This window comes from Noviherbaspirillum sedimenti, assembly GCF_003590835.1.
GTDB lineage: Bacteria > Pseudomonadota > Gammaproteobacteria > Burkholderiales > Burkholderiaceae_D > Paucimonas > Paucimonas sedimenti.
This window is the reverse complement of record NZ_QYUQ01000002.1, coordinates 2,189,464-2,206,911: the sequence shown is the minus strand read 5'-3', so window position 1 is coordinate 2,206,911 and position 17,448 is coordinate 2,189,464. Positions and strand designations below refer to the sequence as shown.

The 17,448-nt window shown below is 54.0% G+C and carries 17 protein-coding genes and 1 pseudogene; 11 read left to right on the top strand and 7 right to left on the bottom strand.

What is annotated here, in order from left to right; translation table 11 throughout:
* Window positions 1-33 precede the first annotated feature (33 nt).
* Window positions 34-1,101 (bottom strand): AI-2E family transporter, encoded by a 1,068-nt coding sequence (locus D3878_RS10250; protein ID WP_147383922.1) that lies wholly within the window; start codon window positions 1,099-1,101, stop codon window positions 34-36.
* Between the two features lie 290 nt (window positions 1,102-1,391).
* On the opposite strand from D3878_RS10250, the gene D3878_RS10245 reads away from it, so the two are divergent.
* On the top strand, window positions 1,392-1,724 hold the full coding sequence (locus D3878_RS10245) for a hypothetical protein (protein WP_119785374.1): 333 nt from the start codon (window positions 1,392-1,394) through the stop codon (window positions 1,722-1,724).
* 190 nt (window positions 1,725-1,914) lie between these two features.
* On the opposite strand, the gene D3878_RS10240 is transcribed toward D3878_RS10245, so the two are convergent.
* Window positions 1,915-2,466: a hypothetical protein gene (locus D3878_RS10240; protein ID WP_147383921.1), complete on the bottom strand. Its 552-nt coding sequence runs from the start codon at window positions 2,464-2,466 to the stop codon at window positions 1,915-1,917.
* A gap of 60 nt (window positions 2,467-2,526) precedes the next feature.
* A complete protein-coding gene (locus D3878_RS10235) occupies window positions 2,527-2,940 on the bottom strand; it encodes a hemerythrin domain-containing protein (RefSeq protein WP_119785372.1) in 414 nt (137 codons plus the stop codon).
* A gap of 490 nt (window positions 2,941-3,430) precedes the next feature.
* Here D3878_RS10235 and D3878_RS10230 point away from each other — a divergent pair, with 490 nt between their 5' ends.
* Both D3878_RS10230 and D3878_RS24325 read left to right on the top strand, forming a co-directional pair.
* A complete protein-coding gene (locus D3878_RS10230) occupies window positions 3,431-4,072 on the top strand; it encodes a dienelactone hydrolase family protein (RefSeq protein ID WP_233556299.1) in 642 nt (213 codons plus the stop codon).
* Window positions 4,073-4,159: 87 nt separating this feature from the next.
* Window positions 4,160-4,288, top strand: a pseudogene (locus D3878_RS24325) (PHB depolymerase family esterase); the annotation flags it as partial.
* Window positions 4,289-4,535: 247 nt separating this feature from the next.
* On the opposite strand, the gene D3878_RS10220 reads toward D3878_RS24325, so the two are convergent.
* The gene (locus D3878_RS10220; protein WP_119785369.1) at window positions 4,536-5,441 is read right to left on the bottom strand and encodes a LysR family transcriptional regulator; all 906 of its coding nucleotides are present in this window, start codon (window positions 5,439-5,441) and stop codon (window positions 4,536-4,538) included.
* Window positions 5,442-5,538: 97 nt separating this feature from the next.
* Here D3878_RS10220 and D3878_RS10215 point away from each other — a divergent pair, with 97 nt between their 5' ends.
* The 3 genes from D3878_RS10215 (at window position 5,539) to D3878_RS10205 (ending at window position 8,688) form a co-directional block, all read left to right on the top strand.
* Window positions 5,539-6,720: an MFS transporter gene (locus D3878_RS10215; RefSeq protein ID WP_119785368.1), complete on the top strand. Its 1,182-nt coding sequence runs from the start codon at window positions 5,539-5,541 to the stop codon at window positions 6,718-6,720.
* 11 nt (window positions 6,721-6,731) lie between these two features.
* Window positions 6,732-7,550: a GNAT family N-acetyltransferase gene (locus D3878_RS10210; protein WP_119785367.1), complete on the top strand. Its 819-nt coding sequence runs from the start codon at window positions 6,732-6,734 to the stop codon at window positions 7,548-7,550.
* Window positions 7,551-7,962: 412 nt separating this feature from the next.
* The gene (locus tag D3878_RS10205) at window positions 7,963-8,688 is read left to right on the top strand and encodes a PEP-CTERM sorting domain-containing protein (protein ID WP_119785366.1); all 726 of its coding nucleotides are present in this window, start codon (window positions 7,963-7,965) and stop codon (window positions 8,686-8,688) included.
* A 41-nt stretch (window positions 8,689-8,729) separates the two neighbouring features.
* Here the strand turns inward: D3878_RS10205 and D3878_RS10200 are convergent, their stop codons facing one another.
* The gene (locus D3878_RS10200; protein WP_119785365.1) at window positions 8,730-9,140 is read right to left on the bottom strand and encodes a hypothetical protein; all 411 of its coding nucleotides are present in this window, start codon (window positions 9,138-9,140) and stop codon (window positions 8,730-8,732) included.
* 261 nt (window positions 9,141-9,401) lie between these two features.
* Here D3878_RS10200 and D3878_RS10195 point away from each other — a divergent pair, with 261 nt between their 5' ends.
* Together D3878_RS10195 and D3878_RS10190 are read left to right on the top strand one after the other, a co-directional pair.
* Window positions 9,402-9,662 carry a hypothetical protein gene (locus tag D3878_RS10195; RefSeq protein WP_119785364.1) on the top strand — a complete coding sequence of 87 codons (261 nt, stop codon included), beginning with the start codon at window positions 9,402-9,404 and terminating at the stop codon, window positions 9,660-9,662.
* A gap of 317 nt (window positions 9,663-9,979) precedes the next feature.
* On the top strand, window positions 9,980-10,318 hold the full coding sequence (locus D3878_RS10190; RefSeq protein WP_119785363.1) for a hypothetical protein: 339 nt from the start codon (window positions 9,980-9,982) through the stop codon (window positions 10,316-10,318).
* A 78-nt stretch (window positions 10,319-10,396) separates the two neighbouring features.
* Here D3878_RS10190 and D3878_RS10185 read toward each other — a convergent pair whose 3' ends face one another.
* Window positions 10,397-10,897, bottom strand: a complete 501-nt coding sequence (locus D3878_RS10185; protein ID WP_119787821.1) for a glycine zipper 2TM domain-containing protein — start codon at window positions 10,895-10,897, stop codon at window positions 10,397-10,399.
* A gap of 219 nt (window positions 10,898-11,116) precedes the next feature.
* Between D3878_RS10185 and D3878_RS10180 the strand changes: the two genes are divergently transcribed.
* The 3 genes from D3878_RS10180 to D3878_RS10170 all read left to right on the top strand — a co-directional run bounded on the left by D3878_RS10180 (window position 11,117) and on the right by D3878_RS10170 (window position 16,189).
* Window positions 11,117-13,354: a hypothetical protein gene (locus tag D3878_RS10180; protein ID WP_233556298.1), complete on the top strand. Its 2,238-nt coding sequence runs from the start codon at window positions 11,117-11,119 to the stop codon at window positions 13,352-13,354.
* A gap of 377 nt (window positions 13,355-13,731) precedes the next feature.
* Complete coding sequence (locus D3878_RS10175) at window positions 13,732-15,219, top strand: oligosaccharide flippase family protein (protein ID WP_119785362.1); 1,488 nt, start codon at window positions 13,732-13,734, stop codon at window positions 15,217-15,219.
* Entirely contained in the window at window positions 15,212-16,189 is a 978-nt protein-coding gene (locus tag D3878_RS10170) for a glycosyltransferase family 2 protein (RefSeq protein ID WP_119785361.1), read from the top strand. The genes D3878_RS10175 and D3878_RS10170 overlap by 8 nt, the downstream gene beginning before the upstream one ends.
* Before the next feature lie 192 nt (window positions 16,190-16,381).
* On the opposite strand, the gene D3878_RS10165 is transcribed toward D3878_RS10170, so the two are convergent.
* Window positions 16,382-17,395 carry a glycosyltransferase family 2 protein gene (locus D3878_RS10165; protein ID WP_119785360.1) on the bottom strand — a complete coding sequence of 338 codons (1,014 nt, stop codon included), beginning with the start codon at window positions 17,393-17,395 and terminating at the stop codon, window positions 16,382-16,384.
* Between the last annotated feature and the right edge of the window lie 53 nt (window positions 17,396-17,448).

Genomic DNA, 17,448 nt, shown 5'->3' with positions numbered 1-17,448 from the left:
GCGTCAAAACAGGCGGGTCGGCGCGCTACCGTTTCAGCTTATCTCGATGCGGCGCTGCGCCCCGACGGTCCAGTCGTGCAGGACCGAGTACCCGACCGCCAGCATGGTCGGCCCGATGAACACGCCCAGAAAGCCGAAGGCGATGGCCCCGCCCAGCACGCCCAGCAGCACCACAATGAAGGGCAGACCGCCGCCTTTGCTGATCATCAGCGGCTTGATCACGTTATCCACACTGCCCACTACCAGCGCGTTCCACACGACCAGGAAAATCGCCCAGCCGAGCGCCCCCTGGCTGTAGAGCCAGATGGTTGCCGGTATCCAGATCAAGGCCGGCGCCATCGGAATCACCGAGAGAAAGAATGTCGCCAGCAGCCAGATGGCGGCGCCCGGCACGCCTGCCAACCAGTAACCGAGGCCGGCCAGCACAGCCTGGACCAGCGCGGTGCCGAGAATGCCATAGACGACGCCCTTGACCGTGCCGCCTGCCAGTTGCAGCAGGTATGGGCCGCGTTCGCCGGCGATGCGTCGCACGCCGCCCAGCAGCCATTCCAGCGCCACATAGCCGCCGATATAAAAGAAGAAGGAAAAAATGATGCTCAGCGCCAGTTGCAACAGGCCGGCGCCGGTGGCAGCTCCCAAGGTAAGCAGCCACTGGCCGAGCGGGGCGGCCAGGCGGTTGCGGACGAAATCGGCGAATTCCGCGCCGCCGTGCATCAGATCGTTCCAGAACGCCAGGATGCGCGCACCGACCAGCGGCAAGCCGGCGATCCAGTCCGGCAGCGGCGGCACCCCGCGCTCGATCAGCTTGTTGACGATCGCCCTGACTTCATCGGTTTGCTGCGCCAGTCCGAACAGGGCGAAGGCGAGCGGGCCGACCCCGCACAGCAAGGCCAGCAATACCATGATCAATGCCGGCACGATGTGCTGGCCGCGCATGAGGCGCACCAGGCGGATATAGATCGGCCAGGTGCAAAAACTGATGATGGCTGCCCACAGCAGCGGGGCAAAAAACGGCGCCAGGATATACAGGCAGCCGCCAATCAGGGCCACCATGGCCGTGACTGCGACGATACGTTCGATCAGTCTTTCATTTTTTTGCATGAATTCATGGATGGATGGAAAAACCTTCACTTTGACGCACGATTGTCACGCTGGCAAGCGCAACGCCTCCACACTGTTGCGCAATGCCATAAGCTTTTCGGGGACAGCCAGTACTTACGTCTGGTATTTGCTGGCGATCAATGTGGTGCATAACACAATTGGATATGTTTAATAAGCTTAAACAAGAATTATTCGCGGAACTTTTTCCTCCGCAATGAAGTCTTGTGTTATCAGCAATGGCCTAAAAGCTATTGCGGTTAATGACAGATTCATTCTTTCTAGAGGACATCATGGCTGAACACGCTCTCTCATCCCAGGAAAGCTATAACCCGAACCATTTGCTCGACTTTTTGCTTGAAAAGATGGCCTTGAAAAACGATGCGGCCCTGTCGCGCAAGCTGGAAGTAGCCCCGCCTGTGATCAGCAAGATCCGCCACCGCCGCTTGCCGATTGGCGCATCGCTTTTGATCAGGATGCATGAAGTCACCGGCATGACCATTCGTGATTTGCGCGATTTGATGGGTGACCGCCGGACCAAATACCGCTTGAGTGATGCCCAGGGCAAACCCAAGACGAGTGAAAACGTTGGAAACGTCCAGCAACAGGCAGGTTCGATGCATTGAATCTGCGCTGTGCTGCGCATGCGCAAGTCAGGAATAACGCACTGTTGTTCACCGGCACATCCTGTTGATGGCTGGCCTGAACAATGACGATGCGCAACATTGCGCTTCTTTATTCGTTGCATTGTCGCGAGGATGGCTTTGCTGCTTCGTGCGCTGGCCAAGGCTTTCTCATGTGGTATTTGTGAGTGACCTATAGAATTTGCATCGGGTTTTTCTGGAAAAACTCGACTGGCAAAAAGGAATAGGTCAGCACGACCAATGTGGATGGGTTACGCAGGCCTGTAGCACAGGTAGAATTGCTTGCTAGTATTTCGCGGAAATTGACTTCAATGCGATGCGGACGCGTGTGTTCCAGGATCGATTCGATTTTCACATCCTTGCATGCATTGCTGCCGCGGCCCAGAAAAACACCGATCACCATGTTTTGTGAAAAGTTGATTGGTGGCAGTGGAGGGGATGGCAATATGCCCGCCGTATGTTCGCGCCATAACGCATCCCATGCAACGATATCGCGAATGACGACCAGGCGTTGCGCTCCGATGGCGGAATCGAAGGTCGGGGAAATTTTTTGAAAGGGCAAGACTTGCACGTGATCTTGCGGCAAGTCGTCGAAAAACAGCAGCGAGATCGATGCGCCGCCACAGCCGGCAAGAAACAGGCATGCGATTGCCATCAGCCATGGAATAAACGGTTTTCTGAACATCATCGCTCGATCAAAACCTGCAGCGCCGACCGTAACCATTGTACAGCTTATCCTGATATGCCCGGGCCGCGGATGTGCACGCGGCCTGTAAAAACAAATTTAGCGCATTGCCGCGACCTTCTCAAAGGACGAGTTGGTGGCCGCTGTACGCGCCCAAACCGTATCCATCGCCGAGATATGGGTGGCAAACCATGGCGACAGCAAGGGCAGTATCTTGCGCCCGAGCTGGCAATCGCCCACCAGCACACGGGATTGTGCGTGATGCAGCAAGCGCAATAGCTGGGCGTGCTCGGCCCGGTGTTCCTGCAACATGGCGGTCTCCAGGCCCCCCATCCACTGTTCCTCGGTGGCGAAATCGCGCTCCAGTTCGGCGACAAATTTCGGATAGCGGATGCAAAACTGCGCATCCGAAGCATCGGTCATGGCATCCAGTTCCGAAAATAATTGCGGATAGAGCTGTTTGATCCCTGCTTCATCGAGGGTGGCTGCGGGCGAGATACCGTAAGCTTGCATGAGTGAGGTCCTTAACGAAAAGTTATAAAAAGTTATAAAGTCGTTCAAATTGCGTCTTGCCAGCAATGCGTCAGGAAAAAATGTCGGATAGTCAGATCAGGCCATACGGTAATTGGTCGGGAGATAGAAGTATTGATGATAGTCAAAACATGTGTTGCCTGTGCAAGCGATGATAGAACTCTCCGGCGAAAGCGGGGAAAAGCCCAGCAGCACCATTTGCGTTACCGATCCATTCTGAGAAAGCGCCATGACTCGCCCAGATTCACTATTCGAAGCCGCAAGCTATGACTTGAACAAATTCATAGAGCGGCGCATCACTGAACGCCGCGCATGCCAGCGTGATGCCAGCGACCGGCGCCAACCGCCGAGTGCGCAAATGGCTGGTAATGCCGTTCCATCTCCTGAAAATAGCCTGCCGGAACAGTCGCCGCAGCATTGATCGATTGGTCTGCATGCTGCAAAGACGATGGCCGCGTCAGAACAAAAAAAAATGGTGAGCATTGCCGCCGATGGCGTGCACATGGAGGGCATGCTGGAGTTGCCCCTGCATGCTGTGGGGATAGTGTTGTTTGCCCATGGCAGTGGTAGCAGCCGCTTGAGTCCCCGCAATAATTATGTCGCCGGCGTACTGCGTCATGCCGGCCTGGGTACTTTGCTGCTGGACATGCTGACGCCCGGCGAAGACCAGACGTATCAAACCCGCTTCGACATTTCCCTCCTGACGCAACGACTGGAAGCGGCGCTGACGTGGCTGCAGCGGCAAGGCGCACCGCTTTCCACCTTGCCGGTCGGCCTGTTTGGCGCCAGCACTGGCGCGGCTGCGGCGCTGCGCTTGGCAGCCCTTTCGCCCCGACTGGTGCGGGCTGTCGTCAGCCGCGGCGGGCGCCCCGACCTGGCAGGCACAGACGCCCTCGATCGGGTGCAGGCACCGACCCTCTTGCTGGTGGGCGGTCTGGACGAGGTGGTGATCGACTTGAACCGGGCGGCATATGACCGGATGCAGTGCGAAAGGCAATTGCGCATTGTGCCAGGGGCTACCCACCTGTTCGAAGAACCCGGCACTCTCGAGAGCGTAGCGCAACTAGCTGCCGACTGGCTGTTTCTGCACCTGACGGCGACGCGCATGCCTTGAAACGACTTGCAAACTGTTGCGAAAATACGTGCGTTTCTTGATCAACTTTCTACACGTTCGATAAATGCATTGACGAATGCTGCGCGGATGCCGCTGGTGGTCATGCTGCATGGCTGCGCGCAGACAGCGTCGCAGTTTGCGCAAAGCACGCGCATGAATCAGCTTGCGGATAAAAAGGGATTTGCTGTCCTGTATCGCCAGAAAACCGCCAGCGCCATACGCGAAGCCGCAGCCCGGCTGGTGCATTTGCCGGTCATGCCGGCAAAACTTATGGCTACTATTTCGGCAAGAAAAACCTGCTGCAGGTTTGCGAGATCAGCGAACTTGGCCATGCCTGGAGCGGTGGCGATGAATCGGTTAATTTCAGCGATGGCGGCGAACGCTCCAACGGAACGCGCTAGGGCCAGTCTCGCCTGACACTGGCGGCGCTCAGGCCCGCGCTGGATTGAATGGCCCTTGGGGGCTAGATTGCCTGGCAGATTTTGTGGATTTGCTCGCGTATCCAGCGGCAAACCATATCCTGGTGGTTGCGCTCCGGCCAGTACTGGCGAACGGTGGGCGTCGGCAGTGCCAGCGGCGGCGCGAGCACTTGCAGGCCAAGATGAGGCGGCACCAGCCGCAGCAGGCGGCGCGGCATGGTGGCGACACCATCCGTCGCGGCGATGATGAAGGGTAGCGCCAGGAAGTTCGGGACGACCACGTGGATCTGTCGCTGAAAGCCATGGGGCTGGCAAGCCTGGTCGATCTTCGATAATTGCGCGGCGCGCACGGCAAGGCCAACGTGTCGCGCCTGCTTGTATTGTTCCAGGCTCAGTTGGCCCTGAATCGTCGGGTGGCCGCGGCGCACGATGCAGACGAATTCTTCGGTGCACAGATCCTGGTGCCGGTACTGTTCATTCAAGGGAGGTATGGCGCCAATGATCAGGTCCAGTTCGCCGTCATTCATGGCGGTGTGCAGATTGACGCGATCATCTGGCACCACCCGGATCTGCAGTTTGGGCGCCTGTTCATCGACCATGCGGATCAGCGGCGCCAGGATCAGGCTCTCGCTATAGTCGCTCATCGCTATCCGCAGGCGCCGATCGGTCTGGCGGATATCCAGTGCAGTCTGCGCCTGCAGAGCCTCCTGCAAGCCTTCCAGGGCGCGCTGGATCGGCTGGGCGATGGCATCGCTGTATGACGTCGCCGCAACGCCGTGGGTCTGCCGCACGAACAGCGGGTCTCCAGTATTTTGCCGCAGCCGGTTCAAGGCCTGGCTGATGCCCGGCTGGCTGATCCCCAGGCGGCTTGCGGCGCGTGACAGGCTGCGCTCGCGATAGACGGCATCAAACACGCGTAACAGATTCAAATCCAGCTTATTGATATCCATTTTCTTATATCAGTTAATGGCCTTTAATGGCCTTTGTTTGTCGTCAAATATCATAACGCATATTATCCTTTTGGCATTATCAATCTGGAGCGGATGAATGCCTGAATTGCCTCCCTTGCCGCGCTTGCGTGTGCTTCATTTGCTGGCAATGGCGGGCTTCTATTTCTGCGCAGGGGCATTCCTGATGCAATTTCCGCGCATCATCCTGCGGTTCGGCGGCAGTGCGCAGGACGTGGGGTGGATACTGGCGCTGGGATTGGTCCCGGTGCTGTGCCTTGCCGGCGCGGTGGGGGATTGGAACCGCCGTCGGGGCGGTCGTTGGCCGCTGGTGGTCGGCGGCATATTTGCCGTGTTGGGCAATGTGCTGATGCTCTGGGTCGAGCATGTCGGACTGGGGATGCTGGCGCTGCGCATGCTGTTTGCAGTCGGGCATGCGATGGTGTTTGGCACGCTGTTCGCGCAGGCGGCGTTTCTGGTTGATCATCCGCTGCAGCGCGCACGACTGATCGGCTGGCTTGCGGTGGTGATCCAGGTGGGCAATGCGATTGGCAGCGTGCTGGGCGAAATGGCGTATCTCAGGGGGATGGTCGCATTCTGGCTGGGAAGCGCCGGACTTGGGTTGGTGCTGGTGGCGCTGGGCGCCTGCTGGTCATTCAAGCCGGCTGCCGTGGTAGCGCCTGCGCAAGCACCGGCCATCAAGCTGCGCTGGCCGGGCGAAATCTGGGCGATTGCCGCAGTGGGCATGGCCTTCGCCGGCATGACGCAATTTCTGCCGGCGTTCATCGACCATCTTGGGCAGAGCGGTGTGGTCGCCGAGCCGTTTGCCGCTGCCTGGTTTCTTACGCCAGCCTTGCTGGTGGTGGCGCTGGTGCGTCTGGCCGGCGGCTATTTCGCCGCTGTACTGTTGCGGCCCTGGGTGCTGGCCATCTGCCATTTCGTGCTGCTGCTGACCATGCTGCTGGTGCCGTGGATGCATGGGCCCCGGCAGGCGATGTTACTGGGACTTGCTTTCGGCCTCAGCTATGGCTGGTTGTACCCGGCGCTGAGTGCCCTGGCGTTCGACCGTGTGCCGGCGCAGGCCAGGGGCAGGGTGGCGGGCTGGCTGGTGGCGGCTTTTGAAGTGGGGTTTCGCCTGAGCCCGATCGGTCTCGGCGCGCTGATCACCCTGGTTGGATACGGTGCCATGTTCTTCGGCCTGGCGCTGGCATATGCTGCTGTGCTGTTGATCGGCTGGGGTGTGACAAGGAAGTCGTTTCAGTTTGCGCCAGCCGGCGTTTGAAAGGGAGAAGCATGAATGTTGACGATAAAAAGCTGCAGGATGCAAAGCTGCACATTGCACTGGAGCAGATCGATGCCGATTCGTGGGAAGCGCTGTGCCGCGCTGTGCCTGTCGAGGTGGCGCTAGCTTTGCAATTATCTGTGGAACGCCAGGGCAATGTCGTCATCTCGCATTGCCTGGTCGCTGACGCACCCTTGGGCAATCGCGCCATTGCGCTTGGCCTGGGGGCTTCTTGTACGCGCGAACAAATCCTGACGCTGGCAGCCAGATTCAGGGCGACTGGCATGCGCAATTTTGCGTTGCAGATCAGTCCCCATGCACGTCCTGCAGAACTTGAGCAATGGCTGGCTGAAGCCGGGTTGGTGCTGCGCGGCTATTCGGTCAAACTGGTGCGCGACAATGCGCCGTTGCAGGGAAATGATTGGGACATCCGGCTGATCGGACTGGATGACAAGGCGCTGTTCGGCGATGTATCGGCGCGTGGCTTCGAGCGGCCACCGATCGTTGCGCACTGGATGGCAGCGACTGTCGGCTTGCCCCGTTGGCGCCACTATCTGGCTTTTGTCGATGGCCAACCAGCCGGGGCGGCGGCCATGTATGTCGATAACGATGTCGCCTGGCTGGGCATTGGCTCGACCTTGCCGGCATTTCGCCAGCGCGGTGTCCAGCAAGCCTTGATTGCGCGACGTATTGCCGATGGCATTGCACTCGGCATGCGGTATTTTGTGGCTGAAACGGAAAGCTTCAATACATCGTGCCAGAACCTGATGCGGGCAGGGTTTTCATGTGCTTATGAGCGACCTAACTATGGCGTGGTCGTCCAAGCGTAATGTTGTCGAAAAAATTTACACTAAGTAATAATTTTAGAAATGCAATTGTTAATGACTGTTATTTATTTAACATTTTTTTTTCGGAATTTTTCTGCATCGGCCCAGTTCATTGATGACTGAAATTTATTAAATAAAATCAATGACTTGCCTAGTGCATGCAACGCAGATAAAAAAACCTTCCCGGCAAAATGTGAACCGATCTCGACTTGGCCTGCTTCGTGCTTACTGCAGAGAAAATCATTTTTGCCAAGGAATTTTATATGTTCAAGACGCTGCTGATAACCGTTATAACGGCGCTGGCTATTTCCGCAGAGGCTCAGGCGGCACCGCTGGCTGTTGACGGCACCATTGCTGACTGGAATGTCTTGTTGAAGGATTCGACGAGTCGACGCCAGCCAGCAATTTCGCCACCGTGGCTGCGCCGGCTGGCGCCTTGCTGCTGGGTTATGCGATCGAGGACACGAACGATACAAAAAATGATTATTACCTCGGGCCGCATTACGGTGGTCAGAACTATGATGTCGAATTCATGGCGGTCGCCTACCAGGCCGGCAAGATATTCCTGACGATCGCCACCGGCCAGCGGCCGGACAATGGTGCGCAGTATTACAGCCCGGGCGATATCCGCATCGTCGATAACAATAACAAAGTCTATGGCATCGAAGTTGGCGGTGGCGCGGGCGGCACCGGAATCAAGCAGGGTGCGATCAACGAAGGCGCCCAAGGCACCACCTACACGTTGAACTCGAATGGCTATACCGTGTCGTCTGCCAATGCCGCAGCCGCCCAGACCGCCGGCAGTATCTGGTCGAATGTCCAGTGGATGAGCAGTCCCATCGCCGGTGAAACGGCGGGGGTGCAGTTCAATGCCGGCGTCAATTCTGCCAAGCTCGGCATGGCCGATTACGTGTACACGCGTGATGATGTGACCAACCAGCATTCCGTCATTGAATTGTCGTTCGAACTGGCCATGTTCAGCAATGCGAGCGCACTGGATTTTTTCTGGGCGCCATCCTGCAACAATGACGTGCTGAACGTGCATGCTGATGTGTCACAGGTGCCGGAACCCGCAACACTGGCTTTGTTTGGCGTGGGATTGCTGGGATTTGTGCGACGTCGCCGCACTGGCAAAAAGTAGTACTGATTCGCAGGTGGTTTTATTGCGGTCTAGGATTGGATTCACGAGGCTGGCTTGGGCAGCGGCACCCGATGATTTTTCCGTAGTTCGTTGCAGTGCTCGCCCATGTATTGCAAAAAGCCCCGGGCGTCAGCCTTGACTTCATCGCTTAAAGTTTCAGCGAGAAATTTTTCGCGCGCGCTGTCGAATTCACTCTTGACCCGCAGGCGGTCCTTGTCCATCAATACTTCCGCGCTGTACAGGCTGATGTTAGCCATCTGCTGCAGCTGCTGTTTCAATTCCGGCTTGCTGACCCCGCTGGTACCAAATAAATAAAAGGCGGCGCAACGCAGATAGCGGCGCGCCAGCTGGGTATCGTCTTCGCTGGCGGCAATCGCAGGCAGCGTCGCGGTACTCAGCAGCACCAGCATGGCGACCAGACGCTGGCCCGACTTGGGAAATTTGATTGGCATTGCAGCATACCCCGGAATGTGCTTGCTTCCATGGTATATGGAAACCAACCGTATTGCCAAACTGGAACAATATCTCGCCCTTGTCTCAATGGCGTGTCCTTCGCCTCTCCCTGATGATGGCGGGCAGGGCATGCAAGCAGAATTTTGACAAAATTCAAACCGTTCGTCCCTATGCGGAAGAGAATGTTCTACAGCACTTGTCAGCCTGTCTGAACGCACAAGTCAAACAAGATCGTTCAATGCCAACTGGAGTCGACGACGATGGATTATCCGCAACCGCTACTGTCCGGCACCACCTTGGGTAAATTCATGCTTGCGGAGATGGCTGGTACGGATAAGGGCCAAGCCTGGTCCCTGGGTGACCTGGCTTACGATCTGGGCGATACCTTCGAGAGCGGGGTGGCCAAGGCAGCCAAGGCCGGCATCCGTCCCGGTTCGAATGAATATGCGGCTTTCATCACGGCATTTTCGCGCCGCGTGCGCTCACGCCAGGTCGCGCCGCAGAAGCCGCATTTTTCATGAATGAAGTCCGCATTTCGTCTATCTTGAGGGCGGCAACTTGACATCGCAATTCTTGCCGCCATCTGGCTTTCGCCCTTGGCCCATCAAATGCTTCTCCCGCATCGCGGCATGCGACTGTAGCCATCCCTCGTCGTTTGACTGTCATTCGCGCCAGCAGGGCGATATGACTCGCAATTAAGCAAGGAAAAACCTCGAAGCAGGACGGCACTGGATTTTTTGTGCAGGCGCAAAAGGGAGCCGGTCAAGCCGGGAATTCAGCAGCACCCCGCTGGTCATCTTTTAAGGCAATTTTTTTTCATAACCTGATAGGAGACGACATGAGCGACATGGAAATACAAGACGGTTACCAGCCAAATCGTTTGCTGGATACCTTGATCAAGGAGTTGCATCTCAAGAACGATGCGGCGCTATGTCGCACCTTGCAAATCGGACCGCCGTTGATCAGTAAGATCCGTCATGGCAGGTTGCCGGTCAGTGCGTCGATCCTCATCCGCATGCATGAAACGACTGGCCGCAGCATTCGTGAGTTGCGTGAGGTATTGGGCGACCGCCGGGCAAAGTATCGTTTCGGTGACATCATGGGCAAGCCCAAGTCGGCCGGCCAGCCTCAGCAAAGCGGTGCCATGCATGCCGCCGAAGCGGGCATGGCCTCCTGAGGCTTGATCCTGCGGCCATGCCAGTTGCGGCAAGGCTGATGCCCATGCGAGCAGGGTGATCCGCCTTGCCTGCATGGGTCAGTAGCGATATACCGTATTGTTTTCAACACGAACGCGGGTGCCGACCTGTAGATCGTAGAGATTGTCCTGCACGATGGTTTGATACGCACCATTGTCCAGCCGCACGCCAATCTGGTAGCGGTTGCTCTGCGCGCCGCCTCTGCGTTTTTCAATTTCATTGCCGGCGATTGCGCCGCCCACAGCGCCAGCGACCGTCGCCGCGGTTTTGCCGCTGCCACCACCCACCTGGTTGCCGAGCACACCGCCGACCACTCCGCCAATAATCGCGCCGGCACCACTGGCCTGGCCGCTGGCCGCCTGCGTCAGTTGTATCGAGTCCACCACGCCGAAGGAAACCTGGTAGGGCGTGCTGTTCGACGGATAGGTGCTGGTGGTGGCGGGATAGATGGCAGGATAGGGTTGCGATCCGTAGGGGCCGGATTGACCGGGGCTGGCGCAGGCGCCGAGCAAGGCTGTCGCGGCGATGGCGGCGAGGGCCGGAGTGAGGAAAGTTTTCATGATCAGACTCGTTGGGATAACGGAATCATTAAATACCAGCGGCCGCGACGGGGCCAGACGCAATTGGTAAAGGTTGCAACAAAATGTATCAGGTGTGAAGGGGGCGATAACCGCCCAAAAATGGTGCGTGCCGCAAGCGAGTGAATTGGCGAAAATGTTGAATTAAGGCAATAAAATCAATCTGTTAGCGAAATATTTTTTATTAACAATATTTCACCTATGATATATTTCATTCAAGAAAAATATGAAAAATTGTTTCATGTAATCGGCTGCGGTCGGGGGGAAATGGGAATGAAAAAACTATCCAAGGCGATGCTGCCAAGAGTTATCTTGCTGATGGGCGCATTGCTGGGCGGTTGCGGCGGTGGCGGTAGCAGTGTGGCTTCCACGACAACGGCTGCCACCACCACGACAACAACGAGTACAACCACTACCAGCCTGCCGATTGGTGGCACTGTAACTACCCTGCAGGTTGAAAGCACAAGTGCGGGTGCGCAAGGTAATGTGCCATTGACGTTTGGCCAAGTGTTCGTTCAGGGGGAAGTTGGGTCCAGCGAGTCCATCACCGGCACGCTGGCCGACGGTACCCCGCTGGGCTTGCAAATCGATGCCAAGGCGAGTCATGCCGATGGCTCTTTACGCCATGCCGTGATTTCGACGGTACTGCCGCAACTGGCTGCCGGACAGTCGCAGACAATCAAGTTGGTCAAGACTGCCGCCTATACGGCGACACCTTCGGCAACAGCCTTGGCGGATTTGCTCAATGGCGGATTTGATGCCAGAGTCAATCTCACGATCGGCGGCGTTGCCTACAGTGTCTCGGCAAAAGACCTGCTGCAGTTACCTAATCCCACCAAGTGGCTTGTTGGACCATCTGTCAATGAATGGCTGGTGTCGGCGCCATTGAAAACCGCCGGCGGTGTAGTGCATCCCCATCTGGTGGCACGTTTTGCGATCCGGGCCTATGCTGGAATCAATAAAGCCAAAGTCGATGTGATTGTTGAAAATGGCTGGGCGTATGAGCCTAACCCGCAGGATTTCACCTATGACGTGCAGGTCGAGGTCGGCGGCCAGACTGTATACTCCAATAACGCGCTGACGCATTATCATCATGCGCGCTGGCGCAAATCGTTCTGGTGGGGGACGGCTCCGCTGGCGCACATTAAGCACAATACAGCTTATTTGATTGCATCCAAAGCCGTGCCGAATTACGACCAGAGCATCACGATATCGGAAACCGGCTTGGCCAATCTTAAAATGAATTTTGATGCGGCATCGATCGAGCCAATGGGCAACGGTATTGCCACGCCCTATATGCCAACGACCGGTGGCCGGCCTGAAATCGGTCTCATCCCTGGTTGGGGAGCAATGACAGTCTTGAGCATGGACAAACGTGCCAAGGATGTCACTTTAGGTATGGGTGACTTGTCCGGAAGTTGGCCCACACACTATCGCGATAAAGTAACAGGCCGTCCGATCAGCCTGGCTGACTACCCTTACATGACGTTGAATGGGCCATCCTCCGATTCATTTAACCCGACAGCAAATCGTAACGAGGCATTGCCAGGTTGTACAACGGTTTGCAATAACCCCAATGTGGCGGATACAGCGCATCAACCGGCATTTAATTATTTGCCTTACTTACTAACGGGGGAGCACTATTACCTCGAAGAACTGCTGTTCTATACCATGTGGAGTGTAGGGGGCGGTCATCCGGTGTATCGGCAATTAGAGCAAGGCCTGGTAGCATCGGACCAGGTTCGAGGGCAGGCTTGGACCTTACGGAATGTTGTAGACGCTGCCTATGTCCTTCCGGATAGCGACCCAATGAAAGCACAATTCAATGCCATATTGGCTGCCAATCTCGCATGGTTCAATACAACCTATACGACGAATGCAAGTGCAAATGTATTTGGTGCTTTGACCAATGGCTATGCATTTTCATACAATAACGAAACAGGAATCGCGCCATGGCAGGATGATTTTTTTACTTCCGTTATCGGACATGCAGCGGAACGTAATTTTTCCGGAGCACCTGCACTGTTGGCATGGAAAGCCAAATTCCCTGTTGGGCGCATGGCTGACGCAGGATTCTGCTGGGTGATGGGATCTGTCTATACATTCAATATGCGGCCTACCAACACGAGTCCGTTTTTCACTACCTACGCACAAGTCTATCAGGCGACGCTCTCTGCTGCCTTGCGGGCGACAGCATGTGGTAGTGCCGCGATGGCGCAACAAATTCAGTTGGAGGACCCGGGCACACCCATGATTGCCGGAGCGATGGTTGGATATCCACAGTCTTCAATGGGCTTCCCCGCCAATATGCAACCGGCTCTTGCATATGCCAAGGATTCTGGTATCGCGAATGCAGCAACTGCCTGGAGTATTTTTAATCAGCGACAAATGAAACCGGATTACTCAACAGACCCGCAATTCGCCATTGTTCCAAGATAGGGTGCACAAAAATATTTTCTTTCAAATGGAAAGATTTGGTCAGGTGTAATTCATTGTTGCTGTAATAAGTCGCAAGTTGTTCAGGATTCTCCAGGAGGGTTCGTACGATGAATGGGAATTGCCTGACGAATCTTTGACTGTGGGTGCGCGGAATATAGCTATCAAATTAATTCCCGTCTCGGCACGACGGGGATTTTTTAATTCATGAAACCTTTTGGGCCTGTACATCGTCGAGCTATTCTTCTCGAAAATATAAGCAAGTCGAAGAATTAAAGTTGTGCAAGACGACAACGTCTTTTTTTATCGTGTCAATTGGTCCCATAAAACTAGTGCGACAATTTTGCTTTGAAACAAAGTAGTCAACTCAATACCAAGCAATGATTCGATTGCGGCGTTCCTTATTCATTACGTTTTTTTCGTCCAATTCTGCAATGGCGATGCAGTTTGGCGTAACTCTTGTACTTTCACGATTGCTTACGCCTGCAGAAGTCGGAATTTTTTCCATCACCGCGGTATTTATTGGCATTTCCCACACCTTCCGGGATTTCGGGGTGACCAGCTATTTGCAGCAAGAAAAGGATCTGACGCACCAAAAAATTCGGTCCGCCATTGGCTTGCTCATCACGACTTCATGGATCATCGCGGCTTTCATATATTTTGCAAGCGATTATGTTGCCGCGTATTTCGGACAACCAGGGATTGGCGCAGTAATGCGCGTAATGAGTATCAGTTTCACATTGTTACCCTTTGCTTCCCTGTTTTATGCGTTACTGTCGAGGGAGCATCAGGCCGGGAAGCAGGCCATCGTCAATCTCCTAAGCACGATTGCCTATGCAATTACATGCATTGCATTGGCATCCTTGGGATTCAGCTATATGGCCTTGGCTTGGGCAAATGTGGCGAACATCGCTGTCTCAATTCTGACCTATATCCCATTACGTCCCAATGGAATCAGCCTAATGCCATCTTTTCGAGGATGGCGCAATCCCATAAAATTTGGTGGTGGCTCTATCATTGGCAGCTTGTTCGAAGACATCTATATTTCCATCCCCGATCTAGTGCTGGGCAAGCTAAATGGCCCGCATAGTGCAGGCTTATATAGTCGCGCCAATGGTTTAGTCGGCATTTTTTTGCAGATCGCCGGCCCCACTGTCACATACAATGCACTGCCCTATATTGCAAGAAATTATCATGCGCTGGCTCCGCTTGGCGCAATGCTGGCCAAGTCAACCAGTTATCTAACCGGACTCGCCTGGCCAGCGTACATACTGATTGCGGTGTTTGCTGAGGAGATTATTGGGCTGCTTTACGGGAAAAGCTGGATTGAAGCCGCTCCGCTAGTGGTATTTATCTGTAGTGCCAGTGCCGCGCGTATTGGGTACATTTTGTGCCAGCCCGCATTGACTGCCATAGGAAAGCCGTATCTTTTTGCAATCTCCACCAGTATTGGAATAATTGCCAGGCTCATTCTCATTTACATGATGGGCGCCAAAGATATATTAACTTTGGCATTGGCGCTGTGCATCGCCGATTTGCTCACGACCCCCGTTGCGGCGCTGCTCATGGCCAGATATTTGGGCTACAGCATTCGCATGTCAGCTGCCGCGCATATTCCAAGCGTTAAAGTCAGCGTTTTTTGTTTCATGATAGCTTTCATGTTGAAAATTCTATTGCCCTCTGAGTGGCCAGAAATTCTGGTATTGCCATTGATTGGCATAAGTATGGGGAGCACTTGGCTGATCGGTATTCTATATTTTAAGCATCCTCTTGTAGACGAGATCCCGTCGCTATTGAAACGTATTTTCCCTCAAAGACTGGCACTTCGAATCAGCCAATTTATTAAAACTGGAAAAGCAAATGCCTGACGCATTACAGAGCCAAGCAGCGACGTTGAGCCTCATTATTCCTGCCTATAATAGAGCCGACCTGATCTGCGAAACCATTGAGAGCGCACTCAAGCAAACTAGGCCATTTGCCGAAATAATTGTTGTTAACGACGGATCGACTGATCATACACTCGACGTCTTGCAAAAATACATTGATCGAATCCAAATCATTCAAACACCCAACCAAGGGGTGCAAGCCGCCCGTAACGAAGGGGTTGCGGCAGCAAACAGCAAATACATTACATTGTGTGATTCGGACGACCTGCTGGATCCAAGATTTGTCGAAATACTGCAATCCTGCTTAGAAACTTCGCCGGACTGCGACATACTCTATTGCAATTTTATTCCGTTTGATGAGCATTCGAATTATCCAGATAAATTCAGTTTGGCACCGGATTGGTTTTTCGATGGTGCAGAATCAAATGGAAATTTGATTACTGAAATCCCGGATTTATATGTGCGCCTGATGACGTATCAGCCATTATTCCCTACCGGCAGCACGATGAAGAAAGCCTTTTATCAGGAAATTGGGGGATATGACAGCAAGTTTAAAAGTGTTGGTTCAGAGGATTTGGAATTTCTATTACGGGCTGTAAGCTTAGGAAGGCTTGGTGTGTTGTTGCAACCGCTTGGCCGCGTGAGAAAACATGCGGGGAATGATTCCAGAAACTCAATGAGGCAATCTGTGGGCGAAGCATTGATATTTGAATATGCGTTGAAAAATCATCCGCGCGCATCGGTCTATCAAGATATCATTTTGCAAAGCATAGAAAAACGACGTATAGGCGCGTTTAACGATGCATATGCACAAGGGGAATTCACAACTGCCAGTGAAATATTTTCACTATTGCGGGAGATTCCAAGGGATTTGAGGGTATTGCTCAAGAGAATGATTATGGCGCTTCCTTCCTTGCTAAAAGAAACGGCCTGGCGAGTCACGCAAAAATAATTGCGTATTGCATCGGTAATCCTCCCGGTTGAATCCGTCTCGCTTAAAAATGGGGGGATTACCATTGGATAAAGCGTACGGTGTGAAAAAGCATTTGGAACAGGCCACTCTAGTACTTGTACCGAAATTTTTTAGTCGAGCAGCTTCACAGCAATCTTGAGCTAGGTGTTTAGCAACATGAACGCATCCCGTTCATTGAGCTTGAGAGGGTTCGATTTTTCGCAGTAGCCTAAACTGCTTCAGTAACACAGCTTTCCTGAGCAATTGCATGAATACTGGCGGTCGACGATTCAGGTCAGGTACCCCGTAACGCCCAAGGAATCCATCCAGTGCCCCGAGCAGGCAGGCTTCGGCTTTTGCATTCGAGCCCCTGCGGTAAAGCCTGTTGGCAGTAAATAATGCTCTATCCAATAAACGAAGTCGAATGAAGCGGCGATAAGGCTTTGGCGTGTGCTTAAGCCAAAATCGAAATGAATTTCGCGATGTTAAGTAAAAATAATAAGCGGGACGTTCCTTGATATGCGGCTGGGCGTGCCTCACAATGGCCTGCGTGGCCATTCGACTCGTCCAAGAAGCGCATGAAAGCCGCGCGCCGATATCATCGTCTTCAAAATAGGCAAACAGACCTTCATCAAGGAATCCTGTGGACTTAAGGGCGGCAATCCGGAACAGGACGACGGTGCCGGCGACCCACATGTCCGTTAAATGATTGGCTTCGCGATGAAGTGCCTCATCGATCGTCCTTGGTCTGATCGAATCGAGATTTCCCCAGTCATGTTGGGCGCCGCAAAAATCGAGAATTTTTTCATCATGCAGTGCGACAATTACTGGCGACACGGCTCCGCATGTTGGATCCGATTCCATGATGGAAACCAAATGCCCCAGCGTTTCAGGCGTAACGATTGCATCGCTGTTTACCAGCCAGATAAAATCCGCATTTTCTGCAATGGCCATCTGAATTGCAACGTTATGTCCCCCCGCGAATCCAAGATTGTCTTTTTTTCGAATTATGGAAACCACTTCATGATTGATCCCCTGCCTTAAGGCTTCCCAGTTTTCACTGGCTGAACCATTGTCGATCACTATTACATGAATTTTTAGCGATTCGGTTGCTTGCATTTTCAAAACGGAATTAACACAATTGATCGTGCTTTCCGATGTGTTCCAATTGAGAATGCTGACAACGACTGAATGAGTTTTAGTCATGGATTTCAGTTCAATTTAATTAAGCGTGTTCTTGACAATACAAATGCAGCAGG